At 72.7% G+C, this 14,110-nt stretch carries 15 protein-coding genes and 4 pseudogenes; 10 read left to right on the top strand and 9 right to left on the bottom strand.

Annotation, left to right across the window (positions count from 1 at the left end):
• Position 1: 1 nt before the first annotated feature.
• Positions 2-1,336, top strand: a complete 1,335-nt coding sequence (locus tag ACQEVU_RS23575; protein ID WP_433326978.1) for an extracellular solute-binding protein — start codon at positions 2-4, stop codon at positions 1,334-1,336.
• Between the two features lie 90 nt (positions 1,337-1,426).
• On the opposite strand, the gene ACQEVU_RS23570 is transcribed toward ACQEVU_RS23575, so the two are convergent.
• From ACQEVU_RS23570 to ACQEVU_RS23550, 5 genes and pseudogenes are all read right to left on the bottom strand, one after another.
• A complete protein-coding gene (locus ACQEVU_RS23570; protein ID WP_433326976.1) occupies positions 1,427-1,759 on the bottom strand; it encodes a transcriptional regulator in 333 nt (110 codons plus the stop codon).
• Positions 1,747-2,427: a hypothetical protein gene (locus ACQEVU_RS23565; RefSeq protein WP_433326974.1), complete on the bottom strand. Its 681-nt coding sequence runs from the start codon at positions 2,425-2,427 to the stop codon at positions 1,747-1,749. The genes ACQEVU_RS23570 and ACQEVU_RS23565 overlap by 13 nt, the downstream gene beginning before the upstream one ends.
• A 1,328-nt stretch (positions 2,428-3,755) precedes the next feature.
• Positions 3,756-4,118 (bottom strand): hypothetical protein, encoded by a 363-nt coding sequence (locus tag ACQEVU_RS23560; protein WP_433335032.1) that lies wholly within the window; start codon positions 4,116-4,118, stop codon positions 3,756-3,758.
• A gap of 17 nt (positions 4,119-4,135) precedes the next feature.
• Positions 4,136-4,459 (bottom strand): annotated as a pseudogene (locus tag ACQEVU_RS23555) (LysR substrate-binding domain-containing protein); the annotation flags it as partial.
• 73 nt (positions 4,460-4,532) lie between these two features.
• Positions 4,533-4,667, bottom strand: a pseudogene (locus ACQEVU_RS23550) (LysR family transcriptional regulator); the annotation flags it as partial.
• A 38-nt stretch (positions 4,668-4,705) separates the two neighbouring features.
• On the opposite strand from ACQEVU_RS23550, the pseudogene ACQEVU_RS23545 reads away from it, so the two are divergent.
• From ACQEVU_RS23545 to corA, 4 genes and pseudogenes are all read left to right on the top strand, one after another.
• Positions 4,706-5,134 (top strand): annotated as a pseudogene (locus tag ACQEVU_RS23545) (serine hydrolase); the annotation flags it as partial.
• Between the two features lie 38 nt (positions 5,135-5,172).
• On the top strand, positions 5,173-5,469 hold the full coding sequence (locus ACQEVU_RS23540) for a hypothetical protein (protein ID WP_433326972.1): 297 nt from the start codon (positions 5,173-5,175) through the stop codon (positions 5,467-5,469).
• Positions 5,470-5,497: 28 nt separating this feature from the next.
• Positions 5,498-7,165: an MFS transporter gene (locus ACQEVU_RS23535; protein WP_433326970.1), complete on the top strand. Its 1,668-nt coding sequence runs from the start codon at positions 5,498-5,500 to the stop codon at positions 7,163-7,165.
• Positions 7,166-7,265: 100 nt separating this feature from the next.
• The gene (corA, locus tag ACQEVU_RS23530) at positions 7,266-8,228 is read left to right on the top strand and encodes a magnesium/cobalt transporter CorA (protein WP_433326968.1); all 963 of its coding nucleotides are present in this window, start codon (positions 7,266-7,268) and stop codon (positions 8,226-8,228) included.
• A 262-nt stretch (positions 8,229-8,490) separates the two neighbouring features.
• Here corA and ACQEVU_RS23525 read toward each other — a convergent pair whose 3' ends face one another.
• The gene (locus ACQEVU_RS23525; RefSeq protein WP_433326966.1) at positions 8,491-9,135 is read right to left on the bottom strand and encodes a hypothetical protein; all 645 of its coding nucleotides are present in this window, start codon (positions 9,133-9,135) and stop codon (positions 8,491-8,493) included.
• A 52-nt stretch (positions 9,136-9,187) separates the two neighbouring features.
• Entirely contained in the window at positions 9,188-9,712 is a 525-nt protein-coding gene (locus tag ACQEVU_RS23520) for a cupin domain-containing protein (protein WP_433326964.1), read from the bottom strand.
• Between ACQEVU_RS23520 and ACQEVU_RS23515 the strand changes: the two genes are divergently transcribed.
• Entirely contained in the window at positions 9,677-9,919 is a 243-nt protein-coding gene (locus tag ACQEVU_RS23515; RefSeq protein ID WP_433326962.1) for a hypothetical protein, read from the top strand. The genes ACQEVU_RS23520 and ACQEVU_RS23515 overlap by 36 nt on opposite strands.
• On the opposite strand, the gene ACQEVU_RS23510 is transcribed toward ACQEVU_RS23515, so the two are convergent.
• Positions 9,899-10,105: a ferredoxin gene (locus tag ACQEVU_RS23510; RefSeq protein WP_433326960.1), complete on the bottom strand. Its 207-nt coding sequence runs from the start codon at positions 10,103-10,105 to the stop codon at positions 9,899-9,901. The genes ACQEVU_RS23515 and ACQEVU_RS23510 overlap by 21 nt on opposite strands.
• A complete protein-coding gene (locus ACQEVU_RS23505) occupies positions 10,099-11,316 on the bottom strand; it encodes a cytochrome P450 (protein WP_433326958.1) in 1,218 nt (405 codons plus the stop codon). Before ACQEVU_RS23505 ends, ACQEVU_RS23510 begins: the two co-directional genes overlap by 7 nt.
• A 101-nt stretch (positions 11,317-11,417) precedes the next feature.
• Between ACQEVU_RS23505 and ACQEVU_RS23500 the strand changes: the two genes are divergently transcribed.
• From ACQEVU_RS23500 to ACQEVU_RS23485, 4 genes and pseudogenes are all read left to right on the top strand, one after another.
• Positions 11,418-11,867 (top strand): hypothetical protein, encoded by a 450-nt coding sequence (locus ACQEVU_RS23500; protein ID WP_433326956.1) that lies wholly within the window; start codon positions 11,418-11,420, stop codon positions 11,865-11,867.
• A complete protein-coding gene (locus ACQEVU_RS23495) occupies positions 11,864-13,066 on the top strand; it encodes an ATP-binding protein (protein ID WP_433326954.1) in 1,203 nt (400 codons plus the stop codon). The genes ACQEVU_RS23500 and ACQEVU_RS23495 overlap by 4 nt, the downstream gene beginning before the upstream one ends.
• A 622-nt stretch (positions 13,067-13,688) precedes the next feature.
• A pseudogene (locus ACQEVU_RS23490) lies at positions 13,689-13,877 on the top strand (hypothetical protein); the annotation flags it as partial.
• Between the two features lie 42 nt (positions 13,878-13,919).
• Positions 13,920-14,102, top strand: coding sequence for a hypothetical protein (locus ACQEVU_RS23485; protein WP_433326952.1), 183 nt, complete (start codon positions 13,920-13,922; stop codon positions 14,100-14,102).
• Positions 14,103-14,110: the final 8 nt, after the last annotated feature.

Below are 14,110 nucleotides of genomic sequence, written 5' to 3'. Positions count from 1 at the left end.
CATGGCAGTCGCGGCGGTGGCCGCGCTCGCGGCGACCGGGTGCGCCGCCACCAAGGATTCGGCCCCGGCGGTGCTCGGCTACGACGCCAACCGCCCCGCGGTCACGATCGACTTCTGGTACATGCCGGCCGGCGGGCCGATCCAGGACCAGGCGGTCCTGAAGGAGACCCAGGAGTTCCACGCCAAGCATCCCAACATCACCGTGAAACCGGTGCGGGTGGAGTGGGACGACGCGCTGACCCGGATCAGCACCGCCTCCACCAGCGGCGAGGGCCCCGACGTCACCCAGCTCGGCACGACCTGGGTCGGCGGCTTCAGCTCGCTCGGCGCGCTACGGCCGTACACCACCGCCGAGATCGCCGCCATCGGCGGCCAGCAGGCGTTCGCCGAGGCGGCGTGGAGCTCCAGCCACCTCGCCGGATCCAAGGACATCACGGCCATCCCGTGGCTGGTCGACATCCGCTCGCTGTTCTACCGCACGGACGTGCTGGCGAAGGCCGGCATCGACCCGGGCACCGCGTTTTCGACCTGGCAGTCGTTCGAGGCCACGCTCAAGAAGATCAGGGACGCCAAGCTCGGCGTGGAGCCGCTCGCGATCGGCAACCAGAACAACTTCGGCATCATCCACAACGTCGCGCCGTTCATCTGGGGCGCCGGCGGCGACCTGCTCGACGCCTCCGGCACCCACTCGCGCCTGGCCGAGCCGGCCGCCGTCGACGCGGTCAGCTACTACCAGCGCCTGGTCGCCCTCTACGACGACCCGAAGGCGGTGACCCTCGCCTCCAACAACGTGCCGGCCGCGTTCGCGAGCGGCATCGGCGCGGTCACGATCGACAACTCGCAGTCGATCGCCGACTTCCTGTCCAACCCGGACCGCCCGGGCCTCAAGGCGGGCTGGGCGACCGCCCAGATGCCCGCCGGCCGGGCCGGCCGCTTCGGCTTCCTCGGCGGGTCCAACCTCGCGATCCTCAAGGGCGCCAAGCATCCCGACGCCGCGTTCGAGTTCGTCAAGTTCCTGGCGAGCAAACCGAGCCAGCAACGGTACGCCGTGAACTCCGGCTTCTGGCCCGCGCGCAAGGACGCCGTGGCCGGCACCCGCCTGGAGACGGACCCGGCCTACGTCGCCTTCCGCGAGATGATCCCCCACGGCCGCATGTACCCCTCGGTCCCGGCCTGGATCACCGTGGAGACGGTCATCGCGAAGGACTTCGCCGAGCTGTGGCACGCCAACGGCGCCCTGCCCCGCGAGGAGATCCAGTCGATCCTGACCCGCACGTCGGCCGACATCGACGACGCCCTCAAGGACTCCTCGGCGACCGGCATCGGCGGCAACTGAGCCGCGCCACGGCTCGCTTCGCTCGGCGCTGCTCGGGTCGGCGGGTCGGGTGAGCGAAGCTGCCCACCGCCGGCGCAGTGGGCCGGTAGCCTACGGCTCCGCCGCCTCGACGCGGTCGATCAGCGCCTTCAGGCGCCCGATCTCCGCGTCGAGCGCGGCGCGGCCGGCCGCGGTGAGCGAGATCCAGGTCCGCCCGCGCCGCCCCTCGTAGCCCTTCTCCACCTCGACCAGCCCCGCGCCCTCGAGGACGCCGACGTGCTGCGACAGGTTGCCGGCGGTCAGCTCCAGCTGGTCGCGCAGAAACCCGAACTCCACCCGCCCCGCCTCGCGCGCGATCGTCAGGATGCCCAGCCGCACCCGCTGGTGCACCACGTCGTCGAGGCCGGTGACGGGGTGCGCGGCCGTCTCGTTCACCGCGACCACCGGCGCTGCAACCCGAAGCCCAGCGACCCCAGCAGCAGCATCCCGCCCGAGAACACCAGCGGCGGCGCGAAGCCCCAGTTTGACCCCCAGTGCTCGCCCCACCCGAAGGTCACCGGCACCAGCGCCACCACCAGGTATCCGACGGCGAAGACCAGCAGCGCCACGTGCCGCTCCAGCCACCCCAGCACCAGCAGGGCCAGCCCGATCCCGGCGGCCGGGTCGATGACGTGGGCCAGGATGATCGCGCCCCAGGACGGCGTGTCCGGGTAGGCCGGCGGCCGGTAGAGGAAGAAGAACCCGAGGGCCGCCACCACGAGCCCGACGCCGGTGAGCACATACGGCCACGGCCGCCGCCCGGCCCCGCGGGCCCGGGCGGCGCGGGCGTAGGCAACGACGATCACCGCGTAGGCGGCGAGCAGCGCCACGGCCCAGTAGATCATGTACCCCCAGAACCGCCCGGTGCAGACCTGGCCGTCCGCGACCGCGCGGCAGTGCATCTCCCGGTACCCCCAGCGACCGGCCGGGATCGCCCCGAACGACACCACGCCGAACACCAGCAGCGGCAGCCACGTCATGCGTTGCGCAACCCTCACCCGCAGCGCGAGGTCACGCATCTCCCCGAGCATCCGCCGCGCGTCTCCGCCGGCGGGCAGCGATTCCGAAGCCATGCAGATAGGTTTGCACAACAAACCTATCTGCGCCAGTCCCACGGCCTCGGTCCGGGCGGGCGGCTGGAAGGGCGGGCGGGCGGCTGGAAGGGCGGGCGGGCGGCTGGAAGGGCGGGCGGCCCACGTGGGGCGGCACGGCCTCTCGCGTCACCCGGCACTGTGGGCACCCCTTGACGGACGGCCGTTCCGGCCGCTCCCCGCCGCCGCTCCCCGCCGCTCCCCGCCGCCGCCCCGCCGCTGCCGCTGCATGTCGCCGCCCCGCCGCTCCCCGCCGCCGCCCGCCACCGCCCCGCCGCCGCCCGCCACCGCCCCGCCGCTGCACGTCGCCGCCCCGCCGCTGCACGTCGCCGCCCCGCCACTGGACGCTGCCCGCCGACCGCCGCCGCCGGACGCTCGCCGTCGATCGCGGGCGCGGCAGGTTCGTCGTGACACGACCGCAGGTTCACTTGGACGGGGGGGCTGACAAACGACGCTCGGCCGATAGTGGCGGGCGCTGGCGCGCCCGCTGAACGTATAAGCGTGGTCCGGGTTCGAGGGTGCTCACGGTTGGGCCTCGGGACCGTCTGCCGCTGCCGGATCCGTGCGGGTCATCATTCGGTGCTCCAGGAGTGACGTGCGCCATTTTATATTGTTGGACGTCATTCGGGGCAGCGGTTCTCACTGGGGTCTGGGACAATTGTTGTATGGGGCAGTTGCAGTTGTTTACGGGTACGGAAATAGCTGCCATGCGTGACCGAACCAGGTCGCGTTCTTACTCTCCCATCAATGAGCAGTTTCGGCGAGAACATGAGCGGCATCGTGCCTGGGGGCTTGTCAGGCGGCAGGCCGAGCGCCTGCGGCGGGCGCATGGCGACTTCGCGTCGTCGGCCACGGTGGACGATCGGCCGGAAGAACCCGTGTGCGAATCGTCCCTGGCTGCGGGCGTAGGTTCTGAGCAGGTCGAAGAATCGGGCAGCGACTGCGCGTACGCGGCTGGCAACGTGCCGGACCCAGCCCCAGGCTCGGCCCCGCACGCGGCCCCGGAACCAGAGCCGGCCCCAGACGTGGACCCGGATCCGGAACCAGAGCCGGGCCTGGACGCGGATCTGAAACCAGACGCGGACGCGGACCTGAAACCAGACGCGGACGCGGGCCTGAACGATGCTCAACCCTTGGCGCCAAGCCAGCACCGGGGCGCACCCGCCTTACCACACTGGATCATCCAGGCGGCAAGGCGCAGATCCGTCAGCCGCCGGAATTCACGCCTGCCGGCAGCGACGCAGTGTGCGGAGTCGCGGACGATCTATGACCCGCTCGCGATCATCGAGGCCCTTAAAGAGCCGACGAGGTCAGGTGGTGGTGATGCCGGCCACCTTGTCCAGGCGCTGCAGCAGGTCGTGCGCGGCGAGCTCGACCGACTTGTGGCGCCACTCGGCGGCCCGGTAGACGCAGGCGATCAGGCCGGTGCGGTGAACGCGGCGCAGGTCGCCGTACACGAACGCGTACCGCGCCTTGGTCTCGTCCGTGGCGCCGTCGGTGAGGGCCAGGTGCCACTCGGCGTAGTCGGACCACGAATGGCGCTCCAGGAACGCGTTCTCGTCGTCCGCCCGGGGCTGGGACTCGCGCCAGTCGCTCTCCAGCACGTACTGCTTCGCGTCGATGAGGCGCTTGGCCCGCTCGACGGCGGCGGGGTTGACCGTGTAGCTGGACATGGCAGATGGGTACCCGGTCAGGCCCCACCCGAAGCGGCCGCGGACGCGTACACCACCGACCAGGGGCCCGGGGCGCCCAGGATCGTCTCGGGGGCGGTCGCGCCGGGCGCGAGGACCTCGCGGACCAGGGCGCCGAAGCGGGGCGCGGCCGGGTGCGGGGCGCGGGCCGGCCACACCGCCGACGTCTCCTGCCACAGCGGGTCGCCGGCGAGCGGGCGCCAGGCGACGCGCGGCTCCCGGCGTACTGCGGCCTCGCGCTCCAGGCCGGCGCCGCAGCCGGCCAGCACGAGCCCGCACAGGAAGTCGGGGTTGCGGGCGTGGCGGACGCGGCCGGGCTCGAAGCCGCCGGCGCGGGCAGGCGGCGAGCAGGGTGTCGTACCACGCCGGCGCCGTCGCCCGCGGAAAGACCACGAGCCCCTGCCCGGCCAGCGCGGCGAACGTCACCTCGGACGCGCGGGCCAGCGGCGACGTGCGGGGCAGCACGACGCCGAGCCGGACCCGGGTGGCCGGGCCGGCCCGCAGGTCCGGCGCGTCGATCGGGTGGTGCACGACGCCGACGTCGAGGCGGGCGGCGGCGAGCTGCTCCGCTGGACGTCCTGCCGCTGCTGGCGGCCGAGCTCGGGATGGCCCGCACCCGCATCGTCGGCGGTCCTCGCCAGCTGCTCGAGTCGATGTTCGCCGACGTCGGCGCGCGCGACGGCAACGACTTCGCGCGCCGCTTCGTCGCCCTGCCGGCCGAGCGGATCCGGGCGCTGCGCGTCTTCGACCCGCAGCGCACCACGTCGAGCACGCCGCGGGAGCTGACCCACCTGCTGGGCCTGATCTGGCGCGACGAGGCCGGCCCGGCGCCGGCGTGTTCCGCGGTGCGCGGCCTGATGGTCCGGCAGATGTTCTGGACCCGGCTCGGCGCGGCGTTCCCGGCCGGCGTGCAGGTGTCGGGCAAGACCGGCACGCTGCCCGGGCTCGCGATGGAGGCGGGCGTCGCCGAGTACCCCGACGGCGGCCGGTACGCGGTCGCCGTCTTCGTCCGCGCCGGGGCGGACCGGCCTCAAGGGTGGCAGCGACTTCGTCGAGCGCAACCCTGTCCGGCCTGCAGCCGGACGTGGCGATGGTCGCGCTGGCGTCCAGCACGGCGACCGCCGACTACGTGCCGCGGCTGCTCGAGGCGCTCGGCCGGCCGCGGGTCGTGGTGCCCGTGCACTGGGACAACTTCGAGACCCCGCTGCGCAACCCGCCGCCGTCCGCCCCGGCCGACGCCGACCGGCTCGCCGCGCTCATCGCCGCGGTGCGCAAGGCCTCCCCGCGCTCCCAGGTGATCGTGCCGTCCTACGACACGCCGTACACCTTTTAAAGGCGAATGATCCGGGCAACCGCAGGCCATGCCCGGGTTTGCGAACCGGTGGTCGGTGCTGTCGAACACCACGCTCGGCATGCTCCTGGCCACGGTCAACGCGTCCATCCTGATCATCTCGCTGCCGGCCATCTTCACCGGGATCCGCCTCGACCCGCTCGCCCCGGGCAACGTGAGCTACCTGCTGTGGCTGCTCATGGGGTACCTCCTGGTGACCGCCGTCCTCGTGGTCAGCCTCGGGCGGCTCGGGGACATGTACGGGCGGGTGCGCATCTTCCGCGCCGGGTTCATCGTGTTCGCGCTGGCGTCCGTCGCCCTGGCACTCACCCCGGGCGGCGGGCGGGCGGCGGCGCTGTGGCTGATCGGCTGGCGGCTGGCGCAGGGCGTCGGCGGGGCGATGCTCATGGCCAACTCGACCGCGATCATCACCGACGCCTTCCCGCCGACCCAGCGCGGGACCGCGCTCGGCGTCAACCAGGTCGCGGCGCTGGCCGGCACGTTCATCGGGCTGGTGCTCGGCGGGGTGCTGTCCGCGTGGCAGTGGCGGGCCATCTTCTGGGTCAGCGTGGTGGTCTCCGTCGCGGGGGCCGTGTGGGCGTACCGCAACCTGCGCGCCATCGCCCCGCCGAGCGCCGGAGTGCGCATCGACTGGCTGGGCAACCTGACCCTGGCCGCCGGGCTGACGCTGGTGCTGGCGTCGATGACGTACGGCATCCAGCCCTACGGCGGCCACACCGAGGGCTGGACCAACCCGATGGTCCTCGCGGGCCTCGTCGGCGGCGGAGCCCTGCTGGTCGTGTTCTGCCTGATCGAGGCCCGCGTGGCGCAGCCCATGTTCGACCTGGGCCTGTTCCGTATCCAGGCGTTCTGGGCCGGCAACGCGGCCGCCCTGCTCAACGCGATCGCCCGCGGCGGCCTGCAGTTCATGCTCATCATCTGGCTGCAGGGCATCTGGCTGCCGCTGCACGGCTACGATTTCGCCGAGACGCCGCTGTGGGCCGGCATCTACCTGCTGCCGCTGACCGCCGGCTTCGTCGCCGCCGGCCCGGTGTCGGGCCACCTCTCCGACCGCTACGGCGCCAAGCTGCTGGCCACCGGCGGCCTGCTGCTCATGGCGGCCTCGTTCATCGGCCTGCTGCTCATCCCGGTCGACTTCGCCTACCCCGAGTTCGCGCTCCTGCTGCTGTTCAACGGCATCGGCTCGGGCCTGTTCTCGGCCCCGAACACCACCGCGGTGATGAACGCGGTGCCGGCCGCCCAGCGCGGCGTCACCTCGGGCATCCGGGCCACGTTCCAGAACGCCGGCATGGTGCTGTCCATCGGGCTGTTCTTCTCGCTGCTCATCGCGGGCCTGTCGAACTCGCTGCCGGCCGCGCTGCACACCGGCCTGGCCGAGCAGGGCGTGCCGGACAACGCGATCGCGCAGATCACCGCGGTACCCCCGGTCGGCCTCATGTTCGCCGCGTTCCTCGGCTACAACCCGATCGGCGCGCTGCTGGCCTCGGCCGGGGTGCTCGAGTCGCTGCCGTCCGCCACGGTGGCCACCCTGACGGCCCGCACGTACCTGCCCCGCCTGCTCGCCGACCCGTTCCACGAGGGCCTGGTCATCGTCTTCATCCTGGCCGCGGCATTGTCGGTCGCCGCCGCGGTGGTCTCCCTCTTCCGCGGCGGCGCCTACATCCACGACGAGGATTAGCACGATCGGTCCCGGCCGCGGGGACCTGCGCATGGGGCCGTCGCCGGCTGTACCGGCCCCCGTAACCTGGCGTTGAATCCCCGAGGTGCGGAGCGTAGCCATGCGGATCATCGACTCGATCGACGATGCACTGATCACAGAGTTGTGCGACCGGCAGGAGTTCTTCTGGCTGGACGTCGCCGGCCCGACCGCAGAGCAGGTCGAGCAACTGGGCGCCGTACTGAAACTGCACCCGCTGGCGGTGGACGACAGCATCCGGTTCGGGCAGCGTCCGAAGCTCGACACGTACGCGGACACGGCGCTGCTGGTGCTGCAGGGCGGGGTCGAGTCCCAGCCGGAGAACGAGAACCCGCATCCGCTCGAGGAGATCCACTGCTACATCAGCGGGGACTACATCGTCACCCTGCACCGCCAGCCGTACGCGCCGCTGGAGAAGCTGAAGACGGTGGTCAAGCGCGTGACGGCGGCCAAGAGCGAGCAGTACTACGTGTACAAGGTCGTCGACGCCATCGTGGACAGCTACTTCCCGATCCTCGCCGACCTCGACGAGGAGATCAACGACCTGGAGGACACGATCGTCGCCGGGGCCGGCCGGCGTCAGCTGGAGGAGATCTTCCGGCTCAAGCGGGTACTGATGCAGCTGCGCAAGGCCGTCGTGCCGATGCGGGACGTCTTCGCCCGCGAGGCCGAGGCGATCGCCGACCTGGCCGGGCTGGAGGCTGACAGCCACGACTACTTCCGCGACGTCTACGACCACCTGATCCGCATCACGGACGAGCTGGACTCCTACCACGAGATGGTCGCAAGCTGCACCGACCTCTATCTGTCCATGGTCGCCAACCGGCAGGGAGAGATCTCCAAGCAGCTGACGGTGATCGCCTCGATCTTCCTGCCGTTGAGCTTTCTGACCGGATTCTTCGGGATGAACTTCGACTGGGAAGGCAGCCATCTCCTCAGCGGGGCGTGGACCTTCCTCGCGCTCGGCCTGGGAACCATGGCCGCCGCCGCCGCGGCGATGTGGTGGTGGTTCCGGTACAACGGCTGGACCAGGTCTGACAACTAAGCCTGCGGTCAGCGGTGTGAAAATCGGCGGCGACCTCGGCGCGTTCGCGGGCGCTCTGCCGGTCGCGTTCCGCCACGGCGTTGTGCGATTGGTACAGCACCAGCGCGGCGCACAGGACCAGCGGCACCAGACCTGCGGCGAGCACCGTCAACCCGAGGCTCGCCCTCCGGAGCCGCTTGTTGAACACACCGACCGATTCGGCGCACGACGGAGGAACTTCATGCAAATGACGATGGCCGGCCGCCAGGGTTGCACCGGCGGCTCACCAGTTCGCGATGTCCTCCGAGTACTCGCCGCCGAAGAAGTTGCGGGCGTGCTCGCGCATGCGGGGGCCGTAGGTGCGGTCGGCGGCCAGGGACGAGTAGCCGGGGCCCCGCTCGACGCCGAGGACCTCGGCGGTGTCGGCCAGGTAGACGTCGAAGCCGGGGTACATGAGCTCGATGCACGGCAGGTCGTCCACGTCGAGGGCGAACACCGGGTACTCGCCCTCGGCGTCCGCGGTGCCGGTGGCCAGCACGCGGCGGGAGTCGCTGCCGCCCGGCAGCAGGAAGCACTCGGCGAACCGGTCGGCCAGCGCGGGCGTGTCGTAGCAGCCGCCGATCTCGCCGAACGCCTCGCGGGCGATCTCGGGCAGGGTGCGCGGGGTCAGGCGGCCGGCGTCGTCGAGCCAGCCGTGGCGGCGCAGCATCGAGCGGTCGTAGGCGAGCCAGCGCCGCACGCTCGGGGGCACCGGACGGCCGCTCGGGAACGCCTCGAGGCCGTTCAGCGGGGCCGGTTCGCCGTCCACCCAGGGGCCGGCCCACCGGTTGTAGCCGAGCACGAGCCGCCCGGGGTCCGCCCGCACCGACTCGATCACGCGCTGCACGAGTGTCTCGCCGTGCCCGCCGGCGTTCGGCCCCAAAACCATACCGATCTTGTACCCCATGAGCCTCACCCGGCCCGCACCGCCCCCTCGGCGCTCAGCCGGTCCGGGCGTGGCGGCGGTACTCCCCGGGCGGCCGCCCGGTCACCCGCTTGAACGTCTTGGCGAACGCGACCGGCGAGTCGTAGCCGACGTGCCGGGCGATCGCCTCGCTGCTGCGCCGCTCGGTGCGCAGCAGCACGGCCGCCTTCTGCATGCGCCACGCCAGCCACGGGGCGGCCGAGTTGCCCGCGGCCCGCACGTGCGGGACGGCCGGCAGCACCGCCCGGAACGCGTCGTGCGGGTCGTCGAAGCGGAACGAGCCGCAGACGAGCTGCGTGGCGCCGGGCCGGGTGCCGGCCGGGTGGCACAGCGCCCCCTCGGCGAGCAGCTCCCGCACGTCGCGGGTGGCCGCGCCCGGGTCGCTGCGCAGCGTGTGCGCGAAGCCGGGGGCGAGCACGACGACGTCGCCGGCGGCGAGCTCCACCGGGTCGGCGGCGTCGGCCGCGAACAGCGCGGTGCCCCGCGACACGACGTGGAAGGCGTAGTGCTCGCGCGGCCCGGTGGCGATGCAGGGCGCCACCAGCTCGGCAACCTGTCGGCGCGGCTGTTCGGCCGCTCGCCGGCCAAGGGCGCCGACACCCCGCTATGGGCCGCGGCCGACCCGTCGCTGCGGGGCCGCACCGGCCGGTACTTCGCGGACCGCGCCGAGAAGGACGCCGGCCCGCGCGACCCCGCGACGATCGCCGCCCTGCGGCGGCGCTGCGCGTCAGTCCTCGTCGAGGCGTAGCGCCCCGGACGGGCAACTGTGCACGGCGTCGTGGACCCGGTCCGCGAGCTCCGGCGGCGGCTGCTCGCGCCGGACGACGACGCGGCCGTCCTCCTCGCGCTGGTCGAAGACCTCCGGCACCATCATGGCGCACATGCCGGACGACACGCAGACGCCGGTGTCGGCGCTGATCCTGGGGGTCACCACGTCACCGGCACCTCATCCACGCCGCCGGTGAGCCGGTTGGACCGGACCTCGATGTCGTCGACGGCGACCGCCAGCCGCAGCCCGGGGAAGCGCCGCAGCAGCGCCGGGAACACGGTGCGCAGCTCGGTGCGGGCCAGGTTGGCGCCCAGGCAGACGTGCACGCCGTGCCCGAAGGCGAGGTGCGCGTTGGGCCGCCGACCGGGGTCGAACGCCTCGGGCTCGGCGAACACCGTCTCGTCCCGGTTGGCCGCGTTGCTGGAGATGATGACCGCGTCGCCGCGGGCGATCGTGAGGCCGCCGACCTCGACGTCGTCGTGGGCGTACCGCAGCAGGCCCAGCCCACCGGGCGCGGTGATGCGCAGGATCTCCTCCACGGTCGGCCCGACCTCGCCGTCGGGGTCCGCGGCGAACCGGTCGCGCCGGCCGAGATCGGCGAGCAGCAGCAGGACGCCGAGGTCGATGCGGGTCGAGGTGGTCTCGTGCCCGGCGAAGATGAGCCCCGCGGCCAGCCGGGCCACCTCGTCGTCGCTGAACGTCGGGTCGTCGCCCTGCGCCGCCACGAGATCGGAGATGACGTCCGGTCCCGGTTCGCGCCGCTTGGCGTCGGCGAGCTTTCCGGTGTACACCCGGAAGTCCGTCATCGCCTTCCGCGCATCTTCGCCGCCGTCGATGAGCCCGATGCGCCGCGACAGATCGCGGAAGTAGGCGCGGTCCTCGTAGGGCACCCCGAGCAGCTCGCAGATGACGAGCACCGGCAGCGGGAACGCCAGCAGCTCGTGCAGGTTCACCGGCTCCCCGGGCCGCGCGTCCCGCGCGGCCTGCATGTCGTCGAGGCAGCGCCCGGTGAGCTCCTCCACCCGCCCGGCGAGCCGCCGCATCCGCGGCGCCGAGAACGCGGGCGCCAGCAGCCGCCGCATCCGGGTGTGCTCGCGCTCCTCGTGCTCGAAGTCCCCGGTGGGCCCGTCGAGCACGGCCGCGTGCGAGACCCGGGCGGCCTCCTGCGGCGCCGGATGCGAGCGCCCGAACCGCCGGTCCCCGAAGATCTGCTTGGCCTCGGCGTAGGCGGTCACCAGCCAGGCCGGATCCCCCGCCGGCGTGGTCACCTTGGTGATCGGCGCCTGTCTGCGCAGGACGTCGTACAGCGGCGCGATGTCGAGCACGTTAGGCCGGTCGAACGGCAGCTGCGGCCGCTCGTGTGCCGTCACGGTCATGAACACTCCTCCGCGATATCCGTCAACATCGATGCCTAGGCTAACACGGCGTCACGCTACCCACTCTCCCCGTAACCATGCGCGGTCCGTCAGATGCACATATGCGAGGCGCTCCCCTGGACGTGGCCCTGGTCGTGTCGGACTCGACGGTCCGCCTGACCGGCGCCGGCGTCGACGTGTCGGCCCCGCACGCGGGCGTCCGCCCGGGCCTGCGCAACGCCCTGCACGACGTCCGCCTCGAGCGCACCCGGCGTACCGACGCCGCGGTGACCCGCGACGTGGAACCCACGCCCGGCCTGGTGTCCCTGCGCCGGGCGGGCGAGCTGCTGGCCGAGTCGTTCCTGCCGGCGCCGGTCGCCGCGGCCCTGCGCGCCCTGCTCGAGCGGGCGGTGCGCGACTTCCTGACGCTGCGGATCGGCGTGGACGCCCCCGGCCTGGCCGCCCTGCCCTGGGAGGCGCTGCCCGACCCGGTGTCCGCGCAGCTCCTGGCGCTGCACCCGCACGTGGTCGTGTACCGGCGCAGCACGCCGCCCGCGGCGTGTGCGCCGTGATCGGCACCCAGACCAGCGTCACCGACCGCTACGCAACCCTGTTGTTCGCCCGCGTCTACGCCGAGCTCGCCGCCAGCCGCGACCCGGACGTGGTCCGCGCGGTGAGCGACGCCCGCCGCTCGGTCCAGCGCGACCTGGTGTCCGCCGCCGACCCGGCCACGCAGGTTCTGGCCGGCATGGACGAGTGGGGCGTGGTGACGCTGCTGGCCAACGCCCCCGCGATCCCGGTCATCGACCACGCGGAGCCCCGGGTCCCCGTCCCCGCGCCGCGAACCGCCGAGTGGGGCCGGGTCGGCGCCCGCCCGGTCGGCCAGTTCGTCGGCCGCCGCGCGCTGCAGCGCTGCCTGCCGGACGTCCTCGCCGCCACCGCGCACGCCGGCCTGGTGCTGCACGGCATCGGCGGCGTCGGCAAGACCACGCTGGCCGCCGAGGTCCTGCGCCGCACCGTGGAGGCCGACCCGGACTGGCGGGTGGCGTCGCTCTACGGCCCGGTCACGACCGACACGCTGCTGTCCGAGGTCGCCACGGTGGCCCGCCGCGAGCTCCTGCGCCGCGACATCGCCACGGGGCCCGCCGCGACGGCGGTCCGGATCGCGACGCGCGCCGACGTCCCGTGGCCCGACCGGCTCTCCCTGCTGCACGACGACGTCCTGGACGAGGTCCCGATCCTGCTCGTCCTGGACAACTTCGAGGACAACCTCACCCCCGGCACGCCCACGATCGCCGACCCCGCCCTGGCCGAGCTCCTCACCGCCTGGGCGGCGGCCCCCGCCCGCAGCCGCCTGCTCATCACTTCGCGCCACTTGGTCCCCCTGCCCGGCCTGCTCGCGGTCCCGGTCGGGCCGTTGTCGGCCGCGGAGACCGGGAAGCTGCTGTGGTCGCTGCCCAACGTCGATCGCCACGCCACCACCAACGCGACCGCCGACCGCGTCTGGCGGGTCGTCGGCGGCCATCCCCGGTCGCTGGAGTACCTGGACGCGCTGCTCGACCAGGGCCAGGGCCGCTTCGACGACATCACCGACCGGCTGAGCCGCGCCGTCACCACCCGCCTCGGCCCCGACGCCGCCGAGACCTGGCTGGCCCAGCACCGCACCCTGGACGCCGCGCTGGCCGACACCGTCACCTGGCCGCCGACGACGTCCTGCTCAGCGACCACCTCCGCCGCCTGTCCACCATCCCCGGCGCCATCGACCTGCTGACGTTGATCAGCGTCTACCGCGAGCCCGTGCCCACCATCGAGCAGGCCTTCGGCGGCACCGAGCCATCACCCGAACTGCTGGCGGCCCTGACGGCCAGCAGCCTGATCCACCACGACCAGGACCACGGCCTCGTGGTGATGCACCGCTGGACCGCGACGGAGCTGCACGGCCACTGGCCACCGGACGCGCTCCTGGAGGCGCATCGCACCGCGGCCACGTACTGGCAGCAGCGCGTCAGGGAACAGGCGAACGACCGTGACGTGCACGACCTGTTCGAGGCCCGCTACCACCTGCTCGCCGCGGCCGATCTCGACATGGCCGCCGCCGTAACCGAGGTCATCGAAGTCCGGCTGGAGGCAGCCAGCGCCTGGGACCAGGCGACCGCACTCATCCACGACACCCTTCGCTGGCTGCCCGAAACCTCCGCCAGTCTTGCCGGCTACATGTATCAGCTCGGCGCGCTGGCCCACAAGCGGGGCGACTACGCCGAGGCCGAGCGCTACTACCACGACGTCATCGCGTTGTGCCGGCAACGCGGCGATCAGATCAGCCTCGCCGCGGCGCACGGCCAGCTCGGCACGCTCACCGAGAAACGTGGTGACTTCGCCGCTGCCACCAATCCCTGGCCATCGCCCGGCAACTCGGCGATCAGCTCAGGATTGCCGTCAACTATCAGCAGCTCGGCCTCCTGGCCCACGATCGCCACGACTTCGCCGAGGCCGAGCGCCGCTACCATCAGGCAATCGCCCTGCTGGCGCAGGTCGGCGACCGGCCCAACCTTGCCCTCGGCCACACGAATCTCGGTCGGCTGTACGCCGAAACGGACCGTCCCGCCGAGGCCGCCCGATGTCACATGATGGCTCTCAAGATCCACCTCGAACTCGGTGCGCCGCAGGTCGCCATCAACCTCGCCGGCCTGGCCGGCCTTCGCGCCACCATCGCCCACGAAACGTTCATTCAGGTCGCGACGGAGGTCTTCGGTCCGAACCATGGTGAAGTAGTCGTCAGAGCACTCGACGCGAGGGCACCGTCCTAAGATCGCGG

Source organism: Dactylosporangium sp. CA-139066 (genome assembly GCF_050936175.1).
GTDB lineage: Bacteria > Actinomycetota > Actinomycetes > Mycobacteriales > Micromonosporaceae > Dactylosporangium.
The sequence above is the reverse complement of the archived record's forward strand: the minus strand, read 5'-3'. Positions and strand labels throughout refer to the sequence as shown.